The sequence below is a fragment of the Fictibacillus marinisediminis genome (assembly GCF_023149135.1).
Taxonomy (GTDB): Bacteria; Bacillota; Bacilli; order Bacillales; family Fictibacillaceae; genus Fictibacillus_C; species Fictibacillus_C marinisediminis.
In genome coordinates, this window is record NZ_JAIWJX010000002.1 from 3318454 (window position 1) to 3342866 (window position 24413).

Consider the following 24413-nt stretch of genomic DNA (forward strand, 5'->3'; position numbering starts at 1 on the left):
AGGTGATCATTTCCCACTCCCTGGCGCCGAATTACTTCACCTAAAAAAACACATCAAAAAAAGCCGCCTCCAAAGCGGCTTTTTCTCTATTCTTACACTCTTTCTCATGAAACGTCATATCGCTGTGATTTTCTTCCCTTTGTTTTCAAAGAATAGACAGCCACAGCAATTGCAATGATAAAAACGGCCAGGCCGAGAAGGCTCGCCTTATGAACAAATGCGGTAACAAGGTACCATTTTGCACCTACCGTTCTGCCGATCATGATGAACAGAAAACTCCAGATAAATGCACCGGTATACGCATAAAAGGCGAATACACGATACGGAAGCGAGGACATCCCTGCAAAATAGGCTGTGAGATGCCGGATTCCTGGAATAAAGTAGCCAAACATGATTAATGGTTTTCCGAAACGCTGAAAGTAAGTTTGTGAGGTGTGTATTTTATGTGCTGATAAGTGAAATTTCGGTCCATATTTAAGCAATAAGGGTAAACCAAAGCTCTTTCCGAGCCAATAGTTGATCGTAATCCCGGTCGCTGATCCTGCAAAAGCGGCGAGCAGTGTCAAAGCAAAAGAAACTTCACCCGTGTAAACGATATAACCGGCAAAGGTCAGCAGAAACTCATCCGGCACTGGAAGACCGATCACACCAAGCGCAAGAAGGAAATACAATGCAAAATACCCGTAATGATGAAAAAGATTTTGTAAAAAGATCTCCATACAACACCAACTAGTTTAGGATAGTATCTCTATTTTACCGAAAATATACAATTTTGTATCGTTTTTTTACAATTCTTTTATTTTCCAATCCAAAAGACTCCTTTTTTCGACATAATAAATCTCTCTTCTTTTTCACTTCATATGTCATATACATGTTAAGGAGATGAATTGGACAAAGGGTGAAATCATGGGAAAATTTCTAAAAGGAACACTTATTTTATCTTTGGCAATGCTCTACACAAAAGTCGTGGAATTCGTAGTCAGCGTCCTTCTCGCAAGATCATTGGGCAGTGAAGGTATGGGATTTTACATGATGGCACTGCCGGTGATCGGACTTTTGATCACGATTGCCGCTCTTGAATTTCCAACCGCCCTCTCAAAGGTTTTGGCCGAAGAGGAAGTACATCAGAATGACAAACAGAGGCTCCAGATCGTTAAGGTATCGTTTTACGTCATCATGGGATTAAGCCTGCTCCTTGTGCTGATCAGTGCAGCCGTTACGCTGCTGCTTCTAAAATGGGAGACTATTGATACTCGGCTCGGGTATCCTTTGCTTGCTCTCATCCCGATCGTGCCGGTTATAGGAACGACCTCTATTCTGAAAGGCTACTTCAGCGGACTTCAAAAAATGAAGCCCATAGCAATCGCTCAGCTTTTAGAAAAAACGGCGCAGCTGAGTTTTATTTTTTACGTCCTGCAATATATGAAAGGTTTGCCCTTAGAATATCGAGTTGTTGCTGCTGTATTGGGAATTGGGGCCGGTGAGCTTGTCTCACTGTTTTTCTTTTCAACGTCGTTTTTACTAGGGCAGCGAAACTTAAAAGATGTTTCGAAATCAGATTTCACACCTGTTCCGCGAAGAAGCATCTTAAAAAAGCTGTTTCAAGTAAGCCTTCCTACGACTGGAGTCCGCATCCTGAACGCCCTTACTGCTGCAGTGAATCCGATTTTGATCACGCAAAGTTTAATGTTCGCCGGAATTACAGCATCAATCGCCACTAAACAGTATGGCATGCTTACGGCGTTTGCGATGACGATCGGCTACTTTCCGGGATTTATCGGATATTCACTGTATGTTTCACTCGTTCCTTCCATTTCCGAAGCACGCTCCAAACAGGATGAAGCAGGGCTGCATCAGCGGATCCACCAGGCTTTTCATATTACCTTTCTTTATGGCATTCCGTGCTCGATCGTGATGTATTTTTTTGCAGACGAACTTACCGTGCTTTTCTATCATTCTCCACAAGCCGGCCAGTTTTTGATGCTCCTCTCACCCTTTATTCTGTTTCATTATTTGCTTGCACCGCTTCAGGCCATCCTTTTTGGCCTGGGAAGAGCAAGAGATGTGTTCTCGCAAACCATATGGGTTAATATCCTGTCTATCCTGCTCATTCTTTCCCTTGCTTCACAAACGTCGTTTGGCATCCATGGGGTCATTATTGCAGTGAACTTTAGCGGGGTTTTACTTTCCTTCCTCCATTACCACACCATCGTGGAAGAGGTGAAGTTCAAGCCTAAGCTCGCAGAATACTTTACGTTCATTGCATCAGGAGTTGCAACCATCTGTCTGTGCGAACTTATGCATACCACCCACTATGAAAACCACCAGTCGATCACCCTTCTGCTGATCGTCGTGTTCTCCTTTTATTATGGAACGCTATTCCTGCTGCGGATGCTGCAAAATGGCATCGGCCGCCTTTGGATGAAACCTCAAAAATAAAAAGGATCTGATGGGCTCCCATCAGGTCCTTTTTTTACGCACGTTTCATTTTAACTTTATAGATAAGCCACATAATCAGCACTGCCGCTACAGCCGTGAGAATAGCGTAGAATCCCAGGTTGTGAAAGTACTGCTCAACAACACTCCACTTTCTGCCCAACTCTTTTCCGAGCATGATAAACGTGAAGCTCCAGACTAATCCACCTGAATAGGCATACAGCGCAAACCTTTTAAATTTCATGGCTGAAATACCCGCGATATAAGCAGTAATATGACGGATTCCCGGAATAAAATAACCGATGATAATCATCAGGTTGCCATACTTTTGAAAGTACCATTGTGTTTTTTCTATTTTTTCTTCCGTAATTCCAATTTTAGGGCCAAACGTTTTCAGAAATGGCAGACCAAGTTTATAGCCTAGAAAATAACTGACGGAGATTCCGGACATCGCTCCCAAAAAGGCAGACAACAAGGTCAATGCAAACCCTGTTTTTCCTTCGTAGACTAGATAGCCTGTAAAGGTGAGTAAAATTTCATCCGGAACCGGCAGACCAATTAAACCAAAGGCAAGAGCAAGAAAGATACCGACATATTCATAGTGAATAATAAAATCCAAAATCGTTTTACTCATAGATTACCCCTATACGGTTTTGATGTCTGTCATTCTTTCAATGCCTTGCCTAGCTCAGCTGCACGTTCGTTGGTCGCTTGAACCGCCTTTTGGATCAGCTGTCCAAAATCAGCTTCTTTTAAGATCTCCAGCCCGGCCGCTGTTGCACCACCTGGAGTAGTGACCGCCTCCCTAAGGTCAATCGGTGACAAACCGCTTTTTAACATCACCGCAGAACCATAGATCATCTGTGAAACGAGCTTCCGTGCTTGGCCTTCTGATATCCCATAACTTGAAGCAGCATTAATGAGAGCAGAAGCAAATTCATAAAGGAAGGCTGGAGCGCTCCCAGTAACAGCAGTAAGTTTATGTATCTGCTCTTCAGTGCATTTTTCGGAGGAGCCGATACTGTCCAACAGAATTTTCAGCTGCTGTTCTTGGTTAGCATCCAAGGTTTCAGCATGTGTATAAATGGACATGGATTCTCCCGCCTCTGAAGCCGTATTGGGCATCACCCAGGCTACCGGTGTGCGAGAAGGAAGGTTATCCTCCAGTTTTTTCAGTCCGATTCCAGCCGCTACGGAAATGACAAGCTGGCCATCGATAGCGGTTGAAAGTTTTTCTAAGACAGCATCATGGGCGTCAGGAGGAACGGCAAGAACAATGACAGAACTTTCCCGCACATGATGAATCCAGTCTGTTGTCGTCTCCACAGCATATAACGAAAATAGCTGCTGAAGCCTTTCCGTGTTCCCCTGATTTCCTGCAATGATCGATATATTTTGGTCTTTAGAAGACTGAAGTCCTTTAATCATTGACTCTGCCATGCGGCCTGCGCCAATAAACAGAAATGTTGTACTCATTTGTTGATCTCCTTTTAAACAAGTGATTTCAAAAGCAAAAGGCGTTCAAAAAGAACACCTTTTCTCTATTGTAGCTTATTTTGTTTAAAAATCTATCAGGGACTCCATTTTCTTCTGATCGACCGTTTTAACCACTGCCGCCAATAGTTTTACTGTGTTTTCCAGATCGCTCTTGCTGACCATGGAAACATGGCTGTGGATATAGCGCGATGCGACACCGATGACAAGAGAAGGAATGCCTTTTTAAACAAATGGAACCTGCCGGCATCCGTTCCTCCGCCGAGCATGACATCCACCTGGTAAGGGATGTTATGTTTCTCGGCGATCTCGATCACCATGTTTCGCAGTGGAACGTGCGGAACCATTGAAGAGTCAAGGAATGTTATGAGCGGACCAGCTCCGAGCTTGGCTTTGTTGGAGTTGTCACCCGGTCCATCCTGCGCGATCCCAACATCCATTGCAATCGCAAGATCAGGCTCCATGGCATACGGTGCGGTTGCTGCTCCCCTTAAGCCGACTTCTTCCTGAACTGTAGCTCCACAGTAAATAGTGTTCGGGTGGTCACTGTCTTTGAGTTGCTTTAACACCTCCAGCGCAAGATAGCAGCCCGCACGATTATCCAATGCTTTTGCCAGGATTGTATCGTTATCTGGCAAGAGTTCAAACGGACAGATCGGCATAATCGGATCTCCAACCTTGATCCCCCATTCTTTCACCTGATCTTTATCGTTCGCCCCAATATCGATAAACATTTCACGCATCGGATAAACTTTTTTCCGTTCTTCCGGAGTCAATATATGCGGAGGCTTTGAACCTACCACACCCGTGAACGATTTCTTGTCTGTAATCACGTGAACTCGCTGGGAAAGGATAACTTGATCCCACCAGCCGCCAAGCGGAACGAACCGCAAATAGCCATCCTTCGTAATTTCGCTGATCATGAAAGCTACTTCATCCATGTGGCCGGCAAGCATGATTCTAGGCCCATCGGCCGACCCTTTTTTCTCGCCAAAAATGCTTCCCATGTGATCATAAACAAGCGGTGCACCGGACTTTTCGATCTCACGCTTCATAATTTTTCGTATCTCGTTTTCAAAGCCTGGAGCACCATTGGTTTCTGTCAGTTCTTTTAAAAGATCCAAATCTATCACCATCCTATATCTATAGAATGGTAAAAATGCCCTTGTTTTATTACAAAGCATTCAAGGTTTTAATTATAGACGATTAAGGAATACTTATGTAGTAAAAAAAGGAGGATAACATTATGCCAAAATTCCAATTGGGCGATCAGGCCCCTGACTTTACAGCAGTAACAGCAGAAGGAGAATCCTTTCATTTTTATGACCATTTAAAAACGGATGACCGCTTTCACTTGCTTGTATTTTTCCGCGGAGAATGGTGCCCGGTATGCAACGAACAGCTCCAGGATCTTGAGAAGCATAAAGAAACGTTCCGTGAGCTGAATACTCACATTCTTGCCATTTCTACTGACGAAACCGCCAACCTGGCAAAAATGAAGCAAAGCAGCACACTCTCTTTCCCCGTTCTGAGTGACAAGGATCAGGAAGTCATTAAGGCTTACGGCGTCTATTACCATGATGATACCTATTATGATGATCATGGCTCACATGGAGAACCGGCTGTTTTTCTCGTTGATCCGCAAAAAAGAATTCTTTATCTAAGCGTTCAGACCGGCCCTTTCGGAAGGCCTTCCGCTGAAGATCTTCGAAAAACCATAAAGTACATTCAGAAAACATTGCGTTAAAAGAAGAGCCTCCAAGGTTCTTTTTTTATTACACATGGAGTTCAAAAAACTCGATAAAAAAAGAACCTCCTGGGCTCTTTTTTTTAGGTTGTTTTCGTAACCTTTGTTGCTCTTAGGAGTGGTTGATTTCCGTTTCAGGCTGCTCGCTTTCCGCGGAGCGTGCGGTGAGCGTTACCGGCGCCAGCGCCTACTTTCTCGGCGCATGGCGCCTGTGGGTCTCACCTGTCCCGCTCCTCCCGCAGGACAAGGAAGGCTTCGGAAGCGTTATATCGCACGAAGAAAATGTGATATTCATTTTCGAGGAGTCCAGCACCTTGCACTCCAATCAACTTGTCAATGAAGATTCTTTACTTGTTCCTAAAGCAACAATCTTTTAGAAAAGAGCCTTTTTTTATTGATTTTGTAAAGACCTATATTGAGGTCATTCAAATTGTGCACCCCTACTGAGGCTTGAAAGAGACCCTCAAATTTTTTTCTCCTTTAGTAGGGATGTGATCGCTGGCGATGATAAGAGCCGGCTGGTTTGTGAAACAAATGAACCGCCTGAAAAGCAGATGGGAAAAGCTTGCTTATACCCTTCTGCTTTTCAAAGGGCGGTTCAATCACACCCACTTTTTATTACACTTGAAGTTCCATCGCTTCAGCCACTTGAATGGCTTTCAGCAAGGCTTTCGCTTTATTGAAGGTCTCTTCGTATTCGTTCTCCGGAACAGAATCAGCGACGATGCCTGCCCCCGCTTGAATATAAGCTTTTTGATTTTTAAACAGAATCGTACGGATCGTAATGCAGGAGTCCATATTCCCTGAAAATGATAAATATCCAATGGCCCCTGCATACGTTCCTCGCGCTTGCGTCTCAAGTTCTGATATGATCTGCATGGCTCTGATTTTCGGAGCTCCGGACAGCGTTCCGGCTGGCAGGCAAGAGATCAGAGCGTCAAAGAAGTCTTTATCGCCTCTCAGCGTTCCAGTTACGTCCGATACGATATGCATGACATGAGAGTACCTCTCAATCTCCATAAATGAGGACACTTCCACACTGCCATATTCTGAAACCCTGCCGATATCGTTCCTTCCTAAATCGACAAGCATGATATGTTCTGCCACTTCTTTTTCGTCCGCCAATAATTCCTCTGCTAATAGCTGGTCTTCTTCCATGTCTTTTCCCCGGGGACGAGTTCCGGCAATCGGCCTGGTTCTTACCTGCTGTCCTTCTACTTTGACAAGCAATTCTGGTGATGAACCAACGATGGTCTCATCCGGCATCTTCAGGAGATACATGTAGGCAGATGGGTTTACGATCCGCAGAACCCGGTAGACGGTCAGCGGGTCCGCCTTTGCTTCACTTTCAAAACACTGTGAAAGCACAACTTGAAAAATATCACCGGCAGTAATATATTCTTTAGCTCGCTTTACCATCCTGCAAAACTCTTCTTTTGTCAGATTAGATTGTACGGCGCTTATATCAACTTCCTGCTGAGGAAGGTAGCGAAAGGCTGGAACAGGGTGATTCACATTATTTTCAAGCTGTGCCAGCGTATCATGTATGGATTGTTCAGCTTTTTTGTAGGCTTCTTCAATTTGCTGCTCCGAGTGGTTCTCCGGAACATGAAGGTTGCAGACGATTTGTATGGATTGTTTTAGATGATCAAAGACAATCAGTTCATCTACGAATAAAAATTTCATATCATCTGTATTGATGACATCTTTGCTGTGAGGTGGAATGTTTTCAAAATATTGCAGGATATCATAGCCGAAATAACCGACTGCACCGCCTGCAAATTGAGGCAGATTGTTATGCGCGGGACTTTTGAATTGGTTGAGGAGAGATTTTAAAATATCAATAGGATGCCCTGTAAAGGTTTCATCCTGGCCTTTTTTCTTTATCGTTGTTTTACCCTTCTTGCACGAGACCACCATAAAGGGATTTTTTCCGATATACGAATACCGGGCCCATTGCTGGCCGCCTTCTACACTTTCAAGCAAGAAAGAATAATCTTCCTTATAATACGTTTGATACAGTTCAATGACTGTATGAACATCTGCGAATAACTCAATGCTTACAGGAACTAAATTATAGCTTCCTGCCAGTTGTTGTACTTCTTCCAATGATGGTTGAATCATGGCTATCATCCCTTCTTTACGAGAGACGAAGATTAGCAACCATAACCGCTAATCTCAGCTCGGCTCTGCTCTGTTCTTTTGTTCCCACTCAACTCTTCTCAACTAACCTCACGATTAAAAATCACTATATAATGCAATAGGAAAACTGTCAACCGTTACTTTCCGGATTTAACCTCATTTCAACAGGGAAAGCTACCTATGATGAGATTACTATAGAAGAGGTGAAAAGGAATGAAAGCAGTTGTTATTAATGAATATGGAGGAAGAGATCAGCTTGTGGAGAAAAAAGTGAACGATCCCAAGCCAGGTCCGAAAGATGTCCTCATTGAGATCCATGCCACTTCCGTTAACCCGGTGGACTGGAAAATTCGTGAGGGGTATTTGAGAGACAACCTTTCCTTCACTTTTCCAATAATACTTGGATGGGATGCAGCGGGAGTAGTGAAAGAGACCGGCTCTTCTGTGACCAAGTTCAAACCGGGAGACGAAGTATTTACACGGCCGGCAACAGAACGGGACGGCACCTATGCTGAACTGCTTGCTGCTGATGAAGAATTGGTCGCCTTCAAGCCAAAAAACCTGACGTATGAAGAAGCAGCCTCTATTCCCCTCGTTGGCCTTACAGCATGGCAATGCCTGGTGGAGTTTGCACACATCCAGGAAGAACAAAGGGTCCTTATTCACGCAGGCGGAGGAGGAGTCGGCAGTTTTGCTATTCAGCTTGCTAAAGCAAAAGGAGCTTATGTGCTATCAACAGGCAGTAAGGATTCAGAGGAGATTATCAAAGAATCTGGTGCAGATGAGTTTATTGACTATAAAGTAAAAGATTTTGCCGAAGCGATTGAACCCGTAGACATCGTGTTTGATACGATCGGCGGGGAAGTGCAGCATAACAGCTATAAAGTGATCAAGCCGGGTGGAATTCTCGTTTCCATTGTCAGCCCACCGGTACAGAAGGAGGCTACCAATCATTCTGTCAAAGCTGGGTTTGTCTTTTTGGATCCTGACGGAGACCAGCTTGCTGAGATCGGAAAGTTGATTGAGGCAGGGAAAATTAAACCTTTTGTGGGAGAAACCTTTCCTCTAACCCAAGAGGGTGTAAGAAAAGCTCACGAATTAAGCGAATCTCATCATGCCAAAGGGAAAATCATTATTCAAGTGAAATCCTAGTCTTCAGCAGAAATGAGGCCTGTAACGAAGGATATATCATCCATCGTTACAGGCCATTTTCAATGTAAGAAAACTTAACATAACTATAGAAATCCTTTCCAGCATCATGATAAGGTTAACTTACATTTTCTTTTCATAAGGAGGAAATTATGATTCTTTCCCATCAGTTAACACCAGAAGAAAAAGAAAAGGTTAAGCAGTTAAAAAGTAAAATAAACCGCACGGATTGTCCAGAAGAAAAATCCGCCTATGAAAATCAGCTCATTAAGCTCATGGAAAGAATCTTCATACGCCATAAACTTCAGCGTAGAAATGAATTATAGCTGAAGCAGTTTCACGAGATCGAACCCGAAAGCCTCCTCCGTCAACTGCTGTTCTCCAATCTGTATTATTTCTTCCCCAAGCTTTATACCGCCCAGCTTTTCATACGCTGCTTTGCATGGATTATCTTTCAAAACCCAAACAAGCAATGTACGATAGCCGGAATCGTATTGTTTTTGAGCAAAATGCCGGATTAGACTGCTGCCGATCGTTCTTCTCTGATACTCCTGCAAGAGATAGATGGCATACAGTTCAGATTCATAAGGAAAGCGGCCTGAGCGATTGGGACCGCCGGAACAAAAGCCAATAATCTCCTGATTAATAGATACCACATATAAAAAACTTTTCTCCAGTGGCTTTTGAATGATGCCCATCCACAAATCCTGCCTGTCCTCTGCCTTCATCTGCTCCAAGTATTCATCGTTAACAATTCCTTTATAAGTCGTTCTCCAGCTATCAACCTGCACGAAAGCTATTCCCTTTTCATCTCCCGGAATGGCTTTTCTTATCTCCAACCGAATCACTTCCTCTCTAAAAAGATGTGATTTTTCGCTTCAGCTTTTCCGATCTAGCTTCAACGCCCTCCAGTGCCTGTCGTTTTTTAATAGGCGTTTCAGCTTTTCCGATCTAGCTTCAACGCCTAAAGACTCTGCCACTTCGATCTTTGCCAGAAAACAAAAAGCGTTTTATGGCAACGCCCTCCAGTGCCTGTCGTTTTTTAACAGGCGTTTCAGCTTTTCTGTATTATTGATAAAAACTGGCGATGATTTTTGCTGCTGGCAGGAAGAGGAGCTGCCCGAGCACGGTTCCGATCAGCTTAGTCGTGATCAGCAAGATAACGAGCGCTTTCACATCGCCGTAGGGCCGCTTTCCTCTGATCGCCTGATCAGTAATGATCGCTGACTTTGGATCAATAAAGAAGGTAAGCATGATGGTTGCTGCTCCATTAATCATGCCGGATGAAGCTGCCGCTGCCAGCTGATTTTGGGATGGAACCAGCAATGAGGAATAATTGGCGGCAAGTACCCCTATTGTATAGATACCCGTTACTACCGCATGAAGAAGCAAGAATCTTTTAGGAATTTCTCTAAACCGCAGTTTTTGAAGCATTTTCTTCTTCGGAACCGTTGCTTTTTTTACAATGCGTTTCATATTGTTTGCGTGCAGCGCTTCAAACACGAGGGAAGGAACAGATCCTGACAATGCAATTTTCTTCACCCCGATCTGAAAAATTTTCAGGAAAGTGGGAATTACAAAAACCCCTGCCAGAGTGCCTGCTGTAGCAGCGGCAATAACGTATCTCATATCACTGAGGGGATCCAGATCTTTTGCAATACTAAACCCTATTATCTTTCCGATCAAGGGAGCCTGAAACATATTTGCCGTTCTTGAAACTAGTACAAAAAGATTAAAAATGGAAAAAGATAATGCCACTTGCCCTGTTTTAACAGAGTTCAGTCTAACAGAATAGCCAAGAGTATCAATCACATGAATGACGAAAGTCAGTAAAATCAATTGAATAAGAACATGATCCATCTCTCTCTAACACCCCTTCGCCGCAAATTTCGATTTCTTTTTCATTTCCCCGGAAATTGCTGTATTTTGAAATGTATTCATAGTATATATTTTTCGTACTTTCGTTGATCATTCCTTCTCACTTGGAACCCAAAAAAAGGACTGCACTCAGCAGTCCTTCATCCTAACCATTATCCTTTTCTGGCAAACCAAAGTGTCCATCGGTCCTGTTCCATTATTTCCTGTTCATCTCGCAATTTTGTTTCAATGTATTGGATTAGGTGCTCCAATCTTTCGTCGTCCAATTCAAACAGCAGCGACCGTCCTGTACGTTTTCTAAGGTCCTCCGAGAGGTCATTTACAGAAGAATACTGTTTTCTCAATTCCCAAAGCTTGACCTCTTCAACATGTGAAAACCCTGCTTTTTCAAGAGCTCCTCGAACCTGCTCGCCTGTAAAACGCCTCTCGATTTCCTTCTCCATCAATTCTGGATTTTGTTCAAAGAAATATCCCCGGATATGTGTGTCTGTTCCTGGGAGCAAACAATCCTCAGGTGTCCTGTCTTGAATGATGAACATTCCGCCTGGTTTCAACAAGCGAAAGGCTTCTGATATACATCCTTCCAATTCGGTCAAATGATGAATCACTGCCCGTCCCAATACGACATCCGCGGTAAGCGATTCAAGCCCTGTATTCCACGCATATCCATGTACATACTGAACACGTCCTCCAAAACCTTGGCAGTTCTCGCGTGCTGCTTCCAGCATTTTTACTGAAAAATCGACAGCAGCCACTTGCTTGGCGCCCAGTTCAATCAGTGCTTTCGTATAGATGCCTCCTCCACAGCCGATATCTACCGCGCTAAAATCCTTCAAAGCCAGATATTGTTCAATCAGCTTCTTCCAATCATCTGCTGCTGTTCTAGTGGCGTAGGATAATTTGTTATCCTTTCCATGAAAGTCAATTGCCATAATGCTCAGCTCCTTATTTGACGGCCTTTATCAGAACAGCTTCTCCGCTGAATTCCTGAACCTTTCCATCCTTCTCCATAATGCTAAAATATTTCTTAACATGTGAAGGTGAATCTGTCATTTTTTTAATCAGCTGATCTTTTTCCTCCTTTTTCAACTCCATCCGGTCACACCAGCTGTCAAACGTAAATGTCTTTTTAAAAACATTGATCTGCTCTATCCTGAAACCGGCTTTTTCCAAAAACGTTATCCACTCGGACTTTTTCCAAGCGCGGTAATGGCTGTGGTCTCTTCTTTTTTCTATATCATTATAAAACTCATCATACTCCTTCCTTTCCGGTGCCGTATTATCTACGATTAATAGTGTTCCGCCCTGTGACAGCACTCTGTAGGATTCCGAGATAAATGATTGCAGATCCGGAAAATGGTGAGGTGCAATCCGGCACGTAACCACTTCAAAAGATTCTTCTGAAAAAGGAAGTTTCTCCGCATCACCTTTGACGAATGAGACATTATGATAACCGTTTCCTTCTATAAATCTTTTTGCAGCTTCCAATATCTCGCTCGTCAGATCCAACGCGGTCACTTCTTTAACGAGTGGAGAAAATACATTAGCGGTGTGCCCGCCACCTGTTGCAATATCCAGCAGACGGTCCTGTGGCTCTGCGTTCGAGATCTCCACCATTTGTGCCAAATCCTTCCCTTTAGCATGAATGGGACTGCTCACATATTTTTCAGCATTTTTTCCAAACTGCTGCTGAACCCTCGCTTTAATATCCATCTATCCTCTCTCCTTTCCCTCAATCTCATCATATGCATAAGCTACATGTAAGAAAATTACTAATAAACATACCAATCACATAAGAAAAACTAATCACAAGGACAGAATATTTAAAATACTAAAATTTTTAGAGAGATATTCTTTGTACTTTCATTTCATTGGATGTAATCTTTTTATGTAGCCACTACCAAAAACTGGAGGTAATATAACCATGGAAAATTCTACTCAAACAGCATTTCGGCAAGTAGAGGAAATTTCGACGAAAGAAGAAAGATATGAACCTTTTTCCTGGTATGAAAAAATGCGGAAAGAAAGCCCAGTTCGCAAGGATGAAAGACGGGGGGCGTGGGATGCCTTTGATTATCAGAGTGTAAAGTACGTTCTGGAAACGAAAGAACTGTTTTCCTCCAACCGGTCAAAAAAACAGGAGGATGAACAAAAGTCCCCAATTGAATTAAGTTTGATCAGCATTGACCCGCCAAAACATACACAGATGCGCTCTCTCGTGAAAAAAGCCTTTACTCCAAAAGTCATGAAAGAATGGCGTCCCCGCATCGAACGTATCGCGAAACAGCTTCTAGACGAGATTGATCCAGCATCCGAAATAGATATCGTAACACAATTTTCCTATCCGCTTCCGGTGATGGTGATCGCTGAAATACTTGGGGTACCCATCGAAGACCAATCCAAATTCAAAGAGTGGTCTGAATGGGTAGTCGCAGGGCCAAAAGACAACAGCCCCGAGGCTATAAAACATTTGGAACAAAACCAGCAAAGAACGTACCATGAGCTGTATGTCTATTTTAAAGAGATTATAAGTAATAAACGAGAACACCCTGAAAAAGATATTATCTCCGTTCTACTCGGAGCCGAAGCTCAGGGCACCGTGCTTTCTGAAGACGAGATCATCGGATTCTGCATTTTGCTGCTTGTTGCAGGAAATGAAACAACAACCAACTTAATCAGCAATGCGTTCTATTGCTTCACAGAGTTCCCCGATATTTATGAGGAAATCCTCAGGAATCCAAAAGACATTCTCCCTCTTGCCATCGAAGAAGTGCTGCGGTACCGTTCTCCTGTACAGGCGATGAGCCGTGTTGCGAAAGAAGATATCATTCTTGGAGATGCCCAGATTAAAGCCGGCGATATTGTTGTGGCATGGATGGGATCTGCGAATCGGGACGAGCAGCAATTTGAACAGGCCGGCCAATTCAATATCAAAAGAAAGCCAAATCCTCATCTCGCCTTCGGAAAAGGCATCCATTTCTGCCTTGGGGCACCGCTTGCCCGGCTGGAAGCAGAAATCGCCATTGAAGAATGGATGAAACGATATCCCAAATTTGAGAAAAGCAGCAACTTTTCCCTTGAACCGATCGAGAGCACCTTTGTGTACGGATTAAAAGAGTTCAAGCTATCTGTTCTGTGAAATTGGATGGAATAGGATTGAAGGGCCATTCGTATGTGAAGTTTCTCTGAATGTAAATCCGCATTGAGCTTTAACAAAACCAACTATTAAAAAAGGGGGCTGTCCTGAAAGTCGAAAATTGACCTTCAGGCAGCTCCTTTGACGTGAAAAATCTTCAATGAAAAGTTGATTGGAGTGCAAGGTGCGAGACTCCTGCGGGACTAGCGTGACAGGTGAGACTCCCGCAGGCGCTTGCGCCAAGAGGCTCACCGCACGCCCCGCGGAAAGCGAGCAGCCTGGAGCGGAGATCAACAGCTACCAGACTTCTTGGACAGCCCCTTCCCGCCGTTTAATCCGGTCACAATGACCTTATTCGGGTCTTTGCTGCTTCCTTCCACACCTTCCATGAAAACCTCCTGAAGGTGAAGCTGTGCTCCTTGAACAAAGCTGATTTCTTCCATTTCCCGATGAAACAGCCTCTCCAGTTCTCTTTCAAATGCTTCATCAGGGCTTGCGATTACCAGCCTGGCCAGAGAGCCATCCCCCTCGTATACTGCATCTTTGCGGGTTTGCAGCTCGACCTTGAACCGGTATGGAGTATAGATAAAGGTCCTGCGGGCACCTGCTTCTGTTTTCCATCCCATCACATCAGCACGGTTGCAAAGCTGTTTCAGTTCTTCATCGGTTACTAAATATCCAATGTGGTCAAAGATTGGCTTCTTTCCAGCTCCAAACGTTATATTGATATTTCCTTTTCTGACTTCGATAATGCGAAAAATAAGAGCATTCTCACGAAAGTCATCCCACTCCAATGGAGGATGGTAGGGAGTTACCGTTCCTTTTTCCATTGCGTATCTGCCTTCTACTTGAAAGCCCAGACGCCGATAATAGCTTTCTGTCTCTTCTACTCTATCTGTCCAAAAATGATAATGAAATAGTTTCAAAGTTCCAACTCCCGGGTCTTCTAATTATTCTTTCTGTGTCTGAAACCTTACAGACAAACATATAGTGAGAGTATACAAGCCAATACAATTGGAGGCAAACTATGCTCGTTTTATTTTTGCTTGGCCTCGCTCTTGCTGCCTCGCCAGGTCCGGATTTTTTATTAATGACAAAGCATACATTAAGCCATGGCACGCGGATGGGCTACGCCACGTTTTTAGGAAATCGTACAAGCTTCATCCTGCATCTCACTCTCGCCGTACTCGGACTTTCTGTCATTTTGAAAGAATCAGCTCTATTATACTTGTTTATCCGTATGGCTGGGGCTGCATATTTAATTTATTTAGGCTGCAATAATATTTTCAGAAGAATTTCAGCCCAGGCTGCCCATTCATCCAGCATCACCTCCATGGCCTTGTCGGCACTGCTCGCCTATCAGAGGGGCTTTTGGAGCAATCTGCTAAATCCAAAGGTTAGCCTGTTTTTCCTTAGTATCTTCCCTCAGTTTGTGACCGCAGAAAATTTTGCTTCCGAACCATTCAGTAACGCTCTTATCTTTTTGGCTGGCAATTCCTGCTGGTATCTGGCAGTTCTTCCTATTGTCGGCATGCAGCTGATCCGGGAAGGAATGGCCCGCTTTCAAGCGATTTTGGATCTTGTATTCGGCCTTCTTTTTTTAGGATACGGGGGGAAAATGATCATTGAAGATCTCCAAATTCTTTTGCGTTACCTGCCCGGTTATTCCTTCTTCTCATGAAATACATAAAATCCCCCTGTCACAGGGGGATCTCAGTTGTTTTATTCTACCGGCAATGGATCTTCACTGCGGTCATATGGTGCGGGTTCATGGTTCTTTTGGGCAAGGTCATAGCGCAGTCCGTCGAGGCTCTGTCTCACATTTCCTTTGCCTGAAAAATTCTCGATCAGCTCTTTTACATCTATTCCAGATGAGGCCTTAAGGGTTTCCTGAAGAGATGCCATCAGGTTGGTCGCATAGCCGGTTACTTTATTCGCTCCGCCGTTTTCACCGCTGCCGCCGGTATCCACAACCGTAATTTTATCAATGTTGGACAGCGGGCTTGCGACTTCTTTCGCATACGCCGGCAGCATGTTCACGATCATATCGAGAATAGCTGCCTGGCCGAACATTTCAAAGGCTTCGGCGATTTTTTGCTTCGCTTCTGCTTCAGCCAGACCTTTCAAACGGATAACTTCTGCTTCTGTCTCCCCTTTTGCCCGCTCAGCCTCTGCTTTAGAAAGCCCTTCAAGACGTACTTTCTCAGCCTCCGCTGTCGCCATCGCTTCCACTCTATATTTATTGGCATCCGCCTCAGCGAGCTGTTTGCGCTTTTCCGCTTCTGCCGCTTGCTCCACTGCATAACGGTCCGCATCCGCTTTTTTCTTTACTTCAGAATCATATTGTTTCTCGCGTCTCGCAATCTCTTTTTCTTCTAATTCAATCTGCTTTTGGCGCTCAATGATCTTGATCTGCATCTGCTGTTCAGTAACTTCCTGTTTGGCGCGCGCTTCCTCCAAGTGGTATGCCTGGTCCGCTTTTGCTTTTGCGATGTCCTGTTCTCTGCGGAATTCTGCAATTTTCAGCTGATTTATCTTTTCTGCTTCTGCAACCTCTGTCGCACGCTCAAGCTCGGATTTTTGTGCTTCTTTATTCGCTTGTGCCCGTTTGATGCGTGTTTCTTTTTCAGCTTCTGCCGTTGCAATGTCAGCGTCTCGTTTCACCTGGGCAATCCTCGGTTTTCCGAGAGCCTCAAGGTATCCATTCTTATCCCTTACATCTTTAATCGTAAAGGATACAATCACAAGACCCATTTTCGCCAGATCCTGAGAAGCAATGCGCTGAACCTCCTGAGAAAATTTATCACGATTTTTATAGATTTCTTCCACGGTCATGGAACCGAGAATGGAACGGAGATGGCCTTCCAATACTTCTCTAGCTTCGAGCTCGCGGTCCTGCTTCGTTTTTCCAAGAAACTGTTCAGCTGCTGTTGCAATTTCCCCGATCGAACTGCCGATTTTAATGATAGCCGTTCCATCCGCTGTGACCGGAACCCCTTGCTCCGTATAAACTTCCGGTGTCTGAACTTCAAGCTTGCTTGAAAGCAGGCTCAGTGGCTCGGACTGCTGGAAGACCGGGAATACAAAGGTACCTCCCCCGCGAACGATCTTGATCTTGTTTCCTGATTCATCGATGTTCACGTTCTTGCTGCCAAGGAAACTTCCAGTTACGATCAGCGCCTCATCTGGCCCTGCGGTCTTATACTTTGTAATAAAAACAGAAATCAGGGCAACTACAACAAACAAAACAATTCCCGCAGCGATAAAAATAGGTGTCATTTCCATTCCTCCAATTCATTAGTTACAATAATGCGGTTTGTTCATAAGGCATAACATGAACGACGCCGCTTTTCACATCCACGATTAAAATCTTGGATCCTTGCCCGATCGGCTCATTATCCAGGCTGATCGCTGTCTTGGCAATATTTCCGCTGATCCCCTCAATAAAGACTTCTCCAAAACCATCGGACGGGATGGAAGTAATCACTTTACCGATTCTTCCCCGTAAATCCTCCTCAGCGTAATTGAGTGACGCTTCTGCGGAGGCAAGCGGGATCAGGACAAAAATGTTCAGCAAGGACACAAGGATTAAAGACGATCCTGCCGATATACCTAAGATGAACCAGCTGTTAACAGATGTTATTGTTTCCAATACATAGCCGCATGCACCCAGTATCGTAAAAAAAGAAAGTACAAGAGTCGGACTGAGAATGTGGGAAAAAACCTCAAATGCTCCATGGATGAGATCACTGACCAAAACATATAGAAAGGTGATGCATCCAAATACGATTAATCCGGTTAAATAGATGGTTTCCATCGGATACCCCATAATATCCATAACGCCTTCCCCCTTCTCTTAATGAGGTTTTAACCACCTAAGTATGTAATCAGCCATTCACCTTCCCCCTCTCCATATCTGGGAATATCGTAGCATAAATCGTTTGAAATAATTGGTAAAAATTGTCGAACTTCCACAAAGTTTCATGTTGTTCTAATTATAAAAACGGATAAAACATGAAAAAGTTTCATATTTTGGAAATTAAATTCAGATTATTTATTATTCATCTTACAAAAAGAAAAAAAGCCTCTTTAAAAGGAGACTTTCTGTTCTAGAGTACGTATGAAATTTTCCTGTTCATCTCTTGAATGAATGAAGCGTTCTTCCAGCAGCTCATGGAGCAGCGACTGCTTTTCATCTAAAGAGACTTCCCATTCTTTAATTCGCTCTCGGCATCGAAATAAAAACTGAGTGTAGGCCTCGTAATCCTCTGAATAAGCAGCCAGCAGCTCTTTTTTAATCCGTTTGGCAAGAATCGGACTTGCTCCTCCTGTTGAAACAGCCATGACCAGCTTTCCTCTTCTGGCTACCGCGGGAACCGAGAAATTTCCAAGTGCCGGCTGATCAACGACATTAACCAGCTGGTGGTTTCCTGCATTTTCGGCAATCTGCTGATTCACTTCAGGCTGATCGGTCGCTGCAAAAATGATAAATGCGTCCTTATAATCACTTGGTTCCACAGATTTCTCATCCCATTTCAGGAGATGTTCATGCTGCATTTTTTGGATCGCCGGAACAGCCTCAGGACTAACCACCTTTATTGCTGCTCCTGCCTCAAGCAATCCTAAAATCTTGCGATGGGCGACAGCTCCTCCGCCGATCACTACAGCGGACTTACATTTTAGATTCAGCATGATCGGATACATGGCTACACAACCGCACTTTTCGTTTCTGCTTCTTCAATTCTTGTGAGGAGAACGTCTTGCAGAACAGGATGGTATCCCAGCGCCTCGCACAAAATAAAGTTTTGATCACTCTGTTTTTGCTGTTGTGCTATGGCTTTTTTCATCCCGCTGAGCAGGATGCCGGGAAAGAGAAGATAAGGAACAACGATGATCTGCTGATAGCCCCAGCCTGAGAGCCTCAGCATCTCTTCAAAGCTAGGTTGGGCAGCCGTCAAAAAACACGTTTCAACCCGCGGCACCTCATAGTTCTTTTGTAAATTTGCAGCAATGGCATTGAGATCTCTTTTCACATCAGGGTCACTGCTTCCTCTTCCAACGAGAAGGATTACAGCGTTCTTATGAAACGTATCAACAGACTCTGTAATCCGCTCCCATAATAAATGTGAGAGAGAATCGTGCACTCCGAAAGGTTTCCCGTACGATATCTCTACATTTGGATACCGTTCTTGCTGCAGCCTTATTTCCTCTGGAATATCCTTTTTTGCATGAGCTGCCGTTAATAAAAGAACCGGTATTGCGCAGATAGAGGCTGCTCCTTGACGGACACATGCTTCAATCCCTTTGGAAATATCAGGTGCTGACAGTTCCAGAAAACAAACTTCCTTAATGGGATAGTCGCTGGCTCCCATGCACCGTTTCGCAAATTCCAATGCTTTTTCCGTGCCTGCTTTTGTTCTGCTGCCGTGGCAGATGAGGAGTAATGCTTTCATTTACAACGCCTCACTTATAATAGAAGAATCCTTTTCTATTAGCGTCTTTTCAAACCAGCTGATCTTTTCGCGGAGTTTGACTACCTCTCCAATTATGATCATGCTTGGATTTTGAATCCCTTCATTCCGTGCTACTGTTTCAATCGTTTCAAGAGTGCCTGTAACCGTCCGCTGCTCCCCAAAGGTTCCCCATTGAATTAAAGCAGCTGGTGTTTCTTTGCTCTTCCCATATTTTACGAGACTTTCACAGATGTAAGGGAGGTTCTTAACACCCATATAGATTGCAAGTGTATCAATTCCTTTAGCAAGGCTTTCCCATCTCTGCTTCTCGTCCTCTCCTTCTTTCCGGTGGCCGGTGACAATTGCAAAGCTGCCTCCATAGTCTCTATGAGTAACTGGTATACCAGCATAAGCCGGTGCAGCAATTCCAGATGTAATACCCGGAACCACTTCAAATTCCACATGATTTTTAACTAGAGCTTCCGCTTCTTCACCGCCCCTGCCGAATACAAAAGGGTCACCACCCTTTAACCGGGTGACAACTTTTCCTTTTTTGGCATACTTCACTAAAAAATGATTGATCGTATCTTGCTGCATCGTATGAAGATTAGGGAGCTTCCCGCAATAGATCAAATCTGCACCTGGCTTTGCATAATCCAGCAGATCTTTATTAACAAGCCGGTCATAAAGAATAACATCAGCTTCCTTAATACATCTTGCTCCTTTGATGGTGATTAATTCCGCATCCCCCGGTCCAGCACCCACTAAATACACTTTGCTCAATTCCATTCACCTGCCTCAGCTGTTTAGTATCGTTTCCCTTTCATAGATTTCAAAACTGTTGCTGTTATAGGCCACGATTATTCCTTCCTTTTGATCAGATTCTTGCTTTCAAGAAAAGAGATGACTTCGGCCGTGCATTCCTCAATCGTCGAGGACTTCGTATCCACTGTAAATTCTGGAGATTCCGGCTCCTCGTATGGGGAATCGATCCCAGTGAATGCTTTGATCTCTCCCTTTCTTGCTTTTTGGTAAAGTCCTTTCGGGTCTCGGTTTTCACATTCTTCGAGCGGACATTTTACGAAGATTTCAAGGAATTCATCACTGCCTAAGATCTGTCTCGCCTGATCCCGATCTTCCTTAAATGGTGAGATAAATGCCGTCAGCACAACGGTTCCGCTGTCTACAAACAGCTTGGATACTTCACCGATCCGGCGTATGTTTTCTTTCCGGTCCTCGTCTGAAAAGCCAAGATCATTATTTAAGCCGTGGCGTATGTTGTCGCCATCCAGCACATAGTTTTTCACCTGCCGCCGAAACAGTTCTTTAGCAACCTCATTGGCAAGAGTCGATTTTCCTGAACCCGATAGCCCTGTCAGCCATATTACGAAACTATGATGGGCATTTTGTGTTCTTCTGTCTTCCTTTGATACGGCCGCCTGGTGCCATGTAATGTTCTGTATTTGGCTCATCATGTTCCTCCTTATGCGGTTACTGTTTTTTCTTTCAGACCTTTGATCAGTACTTCTACGACTTCTTTGCGGCTGAAGGTGGCTGGCGGAAGCTCTCCATTTCTCAGCAGTTCCCTCACTTTAGTGCCTGACAAAATCACATGATCCTCTTTGCTGTGAGGACATGTTTTCGATGAAGCCATTCCTTCGCACTTTGTACAATAGAAGCTATGTTCAAAGAACATCAGTGTAATGCCTAGTTCTTCCGGAGTAAACCTGGAAAAGATTTTTTGTGCATCATACGTCCCATAATAATTACCCACACCTGCATGATCCCTTCCAACGATAAAGTGTGTGCATCCGAAGTTTTTGCGGACCATCGCATGAAAAATGGCTTCCCTCGGTCCTGCATATCTCATCGCTGCCGGAAATACGGCCAAGAATACCCGGTCTTGCGGATAATAGTTTTCAAGCAGGATTTCATAGCTTTCCATCCTCACATCAGCGGGAATATCATCGGATTTCGTTTCTCCAACAAGCGGGTTCAGGAACAGTCCATCTACGGTTTCAAGGGCTGTTTTTTGAATGTATTCGTGTGCTCTATGCACAGGATTTCTTGTCTGGAAACCTACAACTGTATTCCATCCCCTGTCTCTGAAGACTTGGCGGGTTTCAGCTGGATCCAGACGATATTCAGTAAACCTCTGTTTTTCTGGCCTCTTTACGAGAGTGATTGATCCTCCGACATAGTAAGAAGGGCGTTCCAGAAGTTTTTTAACCCCAGGGTGTGCAGTATCTGCCGTTTGGTAGACCTGCTCTGCTTCATGCTTAATGTCCGGGCGGTAAAGGTCTTCCACCTCGATGACTCCGTACGTTACACCCTCAAATACGAGCCTCGCCTGATCTCCTGCTGATAGCGTCCTGGCTTGTTTTTCATGAACTGGAAGGACGATTGGAATGCTCCAAACCGTTCCATCAGCAAGACGTAGAGAATCAACGACAGATTGATAGTCTTCTTCATTTAGAAAACCGGTAATTGGGCTGTAGGCTCCTACACCGATCAGTTCAAGATCACTTAAGGATGTAGCATCCAGTTCCACTTCCTTTTGAATGTGGTCCGTTGGCAGATTTGGTTCATAACGGTTTATCAGCTTTCCTCCATGCGGCAAAATTGATGTCATGTTAATTCCTCCTGTAATTTTACTTTATTATTCGTGAAGTCCACACTCTGTTTTCCCTTGCCCTGACCAGCGTCCTGAGCGGGAATCACCCGACCCGTCAGCCGGAAGCGTGCACGGCTCGCAGCCGATGCTCGGATACCCCTGATCGTGAAGCGGATTGTAGGGCAGATTCTGCTTGTAGGCGTATCTCCAAATTTCCTTCCATGTCCAATGGATCAGCGGACAGATTTTCACGGATTTAAAACGTTCATCCTTATTGACGTACTGAACATTGCTCCTCCCTGCCGACTGCTCCCTCCGGAGACCTGACAGCCATGCCGGTGCTCCGTCCAGTGTTTCCTCGAGAGGGGCTACCTTTCGTATATAACAGCAGAGGTTCGGTTCTCTTTTCCATAACTCGCTGCCATGCTTTTCCGCCTGTTCCAACAAGGACAGCGAAGGCTTCTTCATCTCAATCTTCATTTCTGGATATCTTTTTTTCGCCTTTTCGATCACCTCGTACGTTTCCTTGAAGTGAAGGCCTGTATCCAGGAAAACGACTCTTGCATCTGGTTTGACCCTGGATACAAGATCCACCAGGACACTGCCTTCTATACCGAAGCTGCAAGCATAAACCAGTGCATCTCCATATTGCTCATACGCCCATTTCAGTACTTCGAGTGATCCCTTCGTTTCACTGTCTTCCGGAAACGTAAACTCCTGTTCTTTCCATGTGTCAAACTTGAGCATGTTAACCACCCCTCCAATAAAAAAGGCAGCTTTAACCATAAGCAGCCATCCTGCTATGTTAAAACCGCCTCTAGTTTTCTAGTCAGCGAATATTTATTTAAAACGTACCTTTTCGTTTTTTTCCAGCTGAATCAGCTTTCCATCCTGAACAATTAACGTGATGGACCCATACTTGATACTGTTCAGCATTTCTTTTAACTGTTCAAAAATTTCTTCCTGGCTTTTACCGTTTACCACATCAGAACCTCCTCGTTTAATATGTTTTGTTCGGTTTTTTTTAGGAATTAAAATGGCAATAAAAAAACCTTTCCATTTCGGAAAGACTGACGAGGTAAACATATTACCTTATCTTCCAAAATGTAATAAACATTCTGCTGGAGTTAGCACCTTGCAAAAAAAATGCAGGTTGCCGGGTTTCATCGGGCCAGTTCCCTTCACCGCTCTGGATAAGTTTTTTTATTTTTTTAAATAATAACACACATTTATGCTTTCGAAAACCCTATTATTCTTATCGGATTAAAAAATATTTATTGAAATATCCGAAAATTTTATTGACAGACTTTCGTTCCATTGAATATAGTAGATACTAAATTCGAAAAGAGATACACTGCTGATCGGAAAAACCGAAGGCTCTTAACTTTACTGTTAAGGGCCTTTTATTTGTTAGGAGGAGTAAAATGAAAAAACTGATCATCCTGGCCCTGATTGGACTCGTTGCACAACTGATTGACGGGTCTCTCGGTATGGCTTACGGACTGACTTCGACTTCCCTGCTGCTGGCCTTTGGGATCGCTCCGGCGGTTGCTTCGGCTTCGGTTCACTTTGCAGAGGTTGTTACGACAGCCGCCTCAGGTGCATCACACATCAGGTTCGGTAATGTTGACCGTAAAATTATCTTTCGTCTCATTATTCCGGGATCCATTGGGGCATTTACCGGTGCCTGCTTTTTATCCAATCTTCCTGGCGACGCAGTAAAACCGTATATTTCCTTTTTCCTGCTGTTCCTTGGTTTCTTTATTCTGTACCGATTTTTATTTAAAAAGAACACCAAGCCTGCTGATCATGAAAAAGCGTTCAGCCGCAAGCAGCTCATCCCGCTCGGACTTGTTGCAGGCTTTTTGGATGCCACCGGAGGAGGAGGCTGGGGACCGGTAGCCACACCTGTCCTGTTAGCCAAAAACGGCACAACAACAAGAAAGGTTATCGGTTCCGTGGATACGAGCGAATTTGCTGTTGCCGTTTCTGCTACACTCGGTTTCCTCATCTCTCTCGGATGGGAGCAGGTCAACTGGATGTGGGTTATCGCCCTCATGGCGGGAGGATTAATCGCAGCACCGATCGCCGCATGGCTCGTCCGCATTATCCCTTCACATATTTTAGGTGTGGTTGTTGGAGGATTGATTATTGTAACGAACGCCCGGACGCTTTTGCAGTCCGCTGGAATCTCCGGTACTGCACTGCAATCGGTCTATACCGTGCTGGTCGTCGTTTGGCTGGCGGCAATTTTCTTCAGCATTAGAAAAAATAAAAAACATTCTTTCTCAGCAGGACCACAAACTGAAAGCACTAATCTCCACTGACACATCACAAACAATAATTTATACCAATAAAAGCTGA

25 protein-coding genes, 1 pseudogene and 1 riboswitch are annotated in these 24413 nt (G+C 44.2%); of the genes and pseudogenes, 7 read left to right on the forward strand and 19 right to left on the reverse strand.

All coding sequences use genetic code 11. The annotated features are described in order from the left end of the window. Positions 1–104: 104 nt before the first annotated feature. Complete coding sequence (locus tag LCY76_RS17710; protein ID WP_248253714.1) at positions 105–719, reverse strand: DedA family protein; 615 nt, start codon at positions 717–719, stop codon at positions 105–107. 187 nt (positions 720–906) lie between these two features. Between LCY76_RS17710 and spoVB the strand changes: the two genes are divergently transcribed. Further along, complete coding sequence (gene spoVB, locus LCY76_RS17715) at positions 907–2439, forward strand: stage V sporulation protein B (RefSeq protein WP_248253715.1); 1533 nt, start codon at positions 907–909, stop codon at positions 2437–2439. Positions 2440–2473: 34 nt separating this feature from the next. Here the strand turns inward: spoVB and LCY76_RS17720 are convergent, their stop codons facing one another. From LCY76_RS17720 to LCY76_RS17730, 3 genes and pseudogenes are all read right to left on the reverse strand, one after another. Beyond that, a complete protein-coding gene (locus LCY76_RS17720; RefSeq protein ID WP_248253716.1) occupies positions 2474–3070 on the reverse strand; it encodes a DedA family protein in 597 nt (198 codons plus the stop codon). 29 nt (positions 3071–3099) lie between these two features. Continuing rightward, positions 3100–3912, reverse strand: coding sequence for a pyrroline-5-carboxylate reductase (proC, locus tag LCY76_RS17725; RefSeq protein ID WP_248253717.1), 813 nt, complete (start codon positions 3910–3912; stop codon positions 3100–3102). Positions 3913–3996: 84 nt separating this feature from the next. Beyond that, positions 3997–5066: pseudogene (locus tag LCY76_RS17730) on the reverse strand (M42 family metallopeptidase). A 110-nt stretch (positions 5067–5176) separates the two neighbouring features. Here LCY76_RS17730 and LCY76_RS17735 point away from each other — a divergent pair. After that, positions 5177–5677 (forward strand): peroxiredoxin family protein, encoded by a 501-nt coding sequence (locus LCY76_RS17735; RefSeq protein ID WP_175501774.1) that lies wholly within the window; start codon positions 5177–5179, stop codon positions 5675–5677. Between the two features lie 618 nt (positions 5678–6295). Here LCY76_RS17735 and trpE read toward each other — a convergent pair. Continuing rightward, a complete protein-coding gene (gene trpE / locus LCY76_RS17740) occupies positions 6296–7801 on the reverse strand; it encodes an anthranilate synthase component I (protein ID WP_248253718.1) in 1506 nt (501 codons plus the stop codon). 231 nt (positions 7802–8032) lie between these two features. Here trpE and LCY76_RS17745 point away from each other — a divergent pair, with 231 nt between their 5' ends. Together LCY76_RS17745 and LCY76_RS17750 are read left to right on the forward strand one after the other, a co-directional pair. Continuing rightward, entirely contained in the window at positions 8033–8971 is a 939-nt protein-coding gene (locus LCY76_RS17745; RefSeq protein WP_248253719.1) for an NADP-dependent oxidoreductase, read from the forward strand. A gap of 149 nt (positions 8972–9120) precedes the next feature. Then, a complete protein-coding gene (locus tag LCY76_RS17750) occupies positions 9121–9294 on the forward strand; it encodes a hypothetical protein (RefSeq protein WP_156418866.1) in 174 nt (57 codons plus the stop codon). On the opposite strand, the gene LCY76_RS17755 is transcribed toward LCY76_RS17750, so the two are convergent. The 4 genes from LCY76_RS17755 to LCY76_RS17770 all read right to left on the reverse strand — a co-directional run bounded on the left by LCY76_RS17755 (position 9289) and on the right by LCY76_RS17770 (position 12559). Further along, a complete protein-coding gene (locus LCY76_RS17755; RefSeq protein ID WP_248253720.1) occupies positions 9289–9807 on the reverse strand; it encodes a GNAT family N-acetyltransferase in 519 nt (172 codons plus the stop codon). The genes LCY76_RS17750 and LCY76_RS17755 overlap by 6 nt on opposite strands. Before the next feature lie 229 nt (positions 9808–10036). Continuing rightward, complete coding sequence (locus tag LCY76_RS17760; protein ID WP_248253721.1) at positions 10037–10828, reverse strand: lipid II flippase Amj family protein; 792 nt, start codon at positions 10826–10828, stop codon at positions 10037–10039. Between the two features lie 170 nt (positions 10829–10998). After that, positions 10999–11778, reverse strand: a complete 780-nt coding sequence (locus LCY76_RS17765) for a class I SAM-dependent methyltransferase (protein ID WP_248253722.1) — start codon at positions 11776–11778, stop codon at positions 10999–11001. Between the two features lie 13 nt (positions 11779–11791). Further along, positions 11792–12559 carry a class I SAM-dependent methyltransferase gene (locus LCY76_RS17770; protein WP_248253723.1) on the reverse strand — a complete coding sequence of 256 codons (768 nt, stop codon included), beginning with the start codon at positions 12557–12559 and terminating at the stop codon, positions 11792–11794. A 211-nt stretch (positions 12560–12770) separates the two neighbouring features. Between LCY76_RS17770 and LCY76_RS17775 the strand changes: the two genes are divergently transcribed. Continuing rightward, positions 12771–13985: a cytochrome P450 gene (locus tag LCY76_RS17775; RefSeq protein ID WP_248253724.1), complete on the forward strand. Its 1215-nt coding sequence runs from the start codon at positions 12771–12773 to the stop codon at positions 13983–13985. 287 nt (positions 13986–14272) lie between these two features. Here LCY76_RS17775 and LCY76_RS17780 read toward each other — a convergent pair whose 3' ends face one another. Next, on the reverse strand, positions 14273–14908 hold the full coding sequence (locus tag LCY76_RS17780; RefSeq protein ID WP_248253725.1) for a hypothetical protein: 636 nt from the start codon (positions 14906–14908) through the stop codon (positions 14273–14275). A gap of 101 nt (positions 14909–15009) precedes the next feature. Between LCY76_RS17780 and LCY76_RS17785 the strand changes: the two genes are divergently transcribed. Then, positions 15010–15663: a LysE family translocator gene (locus LCY76_RS17785; protein WP_248253726.1), complete on the forward strand. Its 654-nt coding sequence runs from the start codon at positions 15010–15012 to the stop codon at positions 15661–15663. A gap of 41 nt (positions 15664–15704) precedes the next feature. Here the strand turns inward: LCY76_RS17785 and floT are convergent, their stop codons facing one another. The 9 genes from floT to LCY76_RS17830 form a co-directional block, all read right to left on the reverse strand. Beyond that, entirely contained in the window at positions 15705–17267 is a 1563-nt protein-coding gene (gene floT / locus LCY76_RS17790; protein WP_419714956.1) for a flotillin lipid rafts scaffold protein FloT, read from the reverse strand. 16 nt (positions 17268–17283) lie between these two features. Next, positions 17284–17820, reverse strand: coding sequence for an NfeD family protein (locus tag LCY76_RS17795; protein WP_248253728.1), 537 nt, complete (start codon positions 17818–17820; stop codon positions 17284–17286). A 251-nt stretch (positions 17821–18071) separates the two neighbouring features. After that, on the reverse strand, positions 18072–18686 hold the full coding sequence (locus tag LCY76_RS17800; RefSeq protein WP_248253729.1) for an NAD(P)-binding protein: 615 nt from the start codon (positions 18684–18686) through the stop codon (positions 18072–18074). 2 nt (positions 18687–18688) lie between these two features. Further along, on the reverse strand, positions 18689–19435 hold the full coding sequence (locus tag LCY76_RS17805) for a sirohydrochlorin chelatase (protein ID WP_248253730.1): 747 nt from the start codon (positions 19433–19435) through the stop codon (positions 18689–18691). After that, a complete protein-coding gene (gene cobA, locus LCY76_RS17810) occupies positions 19436–20218 on the reverse strand; it encodes a uroporphyrinogen-III C-methyltransferase (protein WP_248253731.1) in 783 nt (260 codons plus the stop codon). It abuts the gene before it with no gap. A 77-nt stretch (positions 20219–20295) separates the two neighbouring features. Then, a complete protein-coding gene (gene cysC / locus LCY76_RS17815; RefSeq protein ID WP_248253732.1) occupies positions 20296–20907 on the reverse strand; it encodes an adenylyl-sulfate kinase in 612 nt (203 codons plus the stop codon). A gap of 11 nt (positions 20908–20918) precedes the next feature. Beyond that, positions 20919–22067 carry a sulfate adenylyltransferase gene (gene sat / locus LCY76_RS17820; protein ID WP_248253733.1) on the reverse strand — a complete coding sequence of 383 codons (1149 nt, stop codon included), beginning with the start codon at positions 22065–22067 and terminating at the stop codon, positions 20919–20921. A 27-nt stretch (positions 22068–22094) separates the two neighbouring features. Continuing rightward, positions 22095–22796 carry a phosphoadenylyl-sulfate reductase gene (locus tag LCY76_RS17825; protein ID WP_248253734.1) on the reverse strand — a complete coding sequence of 234 codons (702 nt, stop codon included), beginning with the start codon at positions 22794–22796 and terminating at the stop codon, positions 22095–22097. Positions 22797–22889: 93 nt separating this feature from the next. Beyond that, the gene (locus LCY76_RS17830; protein ID WP_369795823.1) at positions 22890–23006 is read right to left on the reverse strand and encodes a YezD family protein; all 117 of its coding nucleotides are present in this window, start codon (positions 23004–23006) and stop codon (positions 22890–22892) included. A 132-nt stretch (positions 23007–23138) separates the two neighbouring features. Next, a riboswitch (SAM riboswitch) is annotated at positions 23139–23249 on the reverse strand. A gap of 224 nt (positions 23250–23473) precedes the next feature. Between LCY76_RS17830 and LCY76_RS17835 the strand changes: the two genes are divergently transcribed. Continuing rightward, positions 23474–24376, forward strand: a complete 903-nt coding sequence (locus LCY76_RS17835; protein WP_248253736.1) for a sulfite exporter TauE/SafE family protein — start codon at positions 23474–23476, stop codon at positions 24374–24376. The last annotated feature ends 37 nt before the right edge of the window (positions 24377–24413 follow it).

Bases quoted from the DNA above. Each gene is read 5' to 3' on its own strand.
- LCY76_RS17710 (WP_248253714.1), bottom strand. From the start codon at position 719: ATGGAGATCTTTTTACAAAATCTTTTTCATCATTACGGGTATTTTGCA.
- spoVB (WP_248253715.1), top strand. From the start codon at position 907: ATGGGAAAATTTCTAAAAGGAACACTTATTTTATCTTTGGCAATGCTC.
- LCY76_RS17720 (WP_248253716.1), bottom strand. From the start codon at position 3,070: ATGAGTAAAACGATTTTGGATTTTATTATTCACTATGAATATGTCGGT.
- proC (WP_248253717.1), bottom strand. From the start codon at position 3,912: ATGAGTACAACATTTCTGTTTATTGGCGCAGGCCGCATGGCAGAGTCA.
- LCY76_RS17735 (WP_175501774.1), top strand. From the start codon at position 5,177: ATGCCAAAATTCCAATTGGGCGATCAGGCCCCTGACTTTACAGCAGTA.
- trpE (WP_248253718.1), bottom strand. From the start codon at position 7,801: ATGATTCAACCATCATTGGAAGAAGTACAACAACTGGCAGGAAGCTAT.
- LCY76_RS17745 (WP_248253719.1), top strand. From the start codon at position 8,033: ATGAAAGCAGTTGTTATTAATGAATATGGAGGAAGAGATCAGCTTGTG.
- LCY76_RS17750 (WP_156418866.1), top strand. From the start codon at position 9,121: ATGATTCTTTCCCATCAGTTAACACCAGAAGAAAAAGAAAAGGTTAAG.
- LCY76_RS17760 (WP_248253721.1), bottom strand. From the start codon at position 10,828: ATGGATCATGTTCTTATTCAATTGATTTTACTGACTTTCGTCATTCAT.
- LCY76_RS17765 (WP_248253722.1), bottom strand. From the start codon at position 11,778: ATGGCAATTGACTTTCATGGAAAGGATAACAAATTATCCTACGCCACT.
- LCY76_RS17770 (WP_248253723.1), bottom strand. From the start codon at position 12,559: ATGGATATTAAAGCGAGGGTTCAGCAGCAGTTTGGAAAAAATGCTGAA.
- LCY76_RS17775 (WP_248253724.1), top strand. From the start codon at position 12,771: ATGGAAAATTCTACTCAAACAGCATTTCGGCAAGTAGAGGAAATTTCG.
- LCY76_RS17785 (WP_248253726.1), top strand. From the start codon at position 15,010: ATGCTCGTTTTATTTTTGCTTGGCCTCGCTCTTGCTGCCTCGCCAGGT.
- floT (WP_419714956.1), bottom strand. From the start codon at position 17,267: ATGGAAATGACACCTATTTTTATCGCTGCGGGAATTGTTTTGTTTGTT.
- LCY76_RS17795 (WP_248253728.1), bottom strand. From the start codon at position 17,820: ATGGATATTATGGGGTATCCGATGGAAACCATCTATTTAACCGGATTA.
- LCY76_RS17800 (WP_248253729.1), bottom strand. From the start codon at position 18,686: ATGTATCCGATCATGCTGAATCTAAAATGTAAGTCCGCTGTAGTGATC.
- LCY76_RS17805 (WP_248253730.1), bottom strand. From the start codon at position 19,435: ATGAAAGCATTACTCCTCATCTGCCACGGCAGCAGAACAAAAGCAGGC.
- cysC (WP_248253732.1), bottom strand. From the start codon at position 20,907: ATGAGCCAAATACAGAACATTACATGGCACCAGGCGGCCGTATCAAAG.
- sat (WP_248253733.1), bottom strand. From the start codon at position 22,067: ATGACATCAATTTTGCCGCATGGAGGAAAGCTGATAAACCGTTATGAA.
- LCY76_RS17825 (WP_248253734.1), bottom strand. From the start codon at position 22,796: ATGCTCAAGTTTGACACATGGAAAGAACAGGAGTTTACGTTTCCGGAA.
- LCY76_RS17835 (WP_248253736.1), top strand. From the start codon at position 23,474: ATGAAAAAACTGATCATCCTGGCCCTGATTGGACTCGTTGCACAACTG.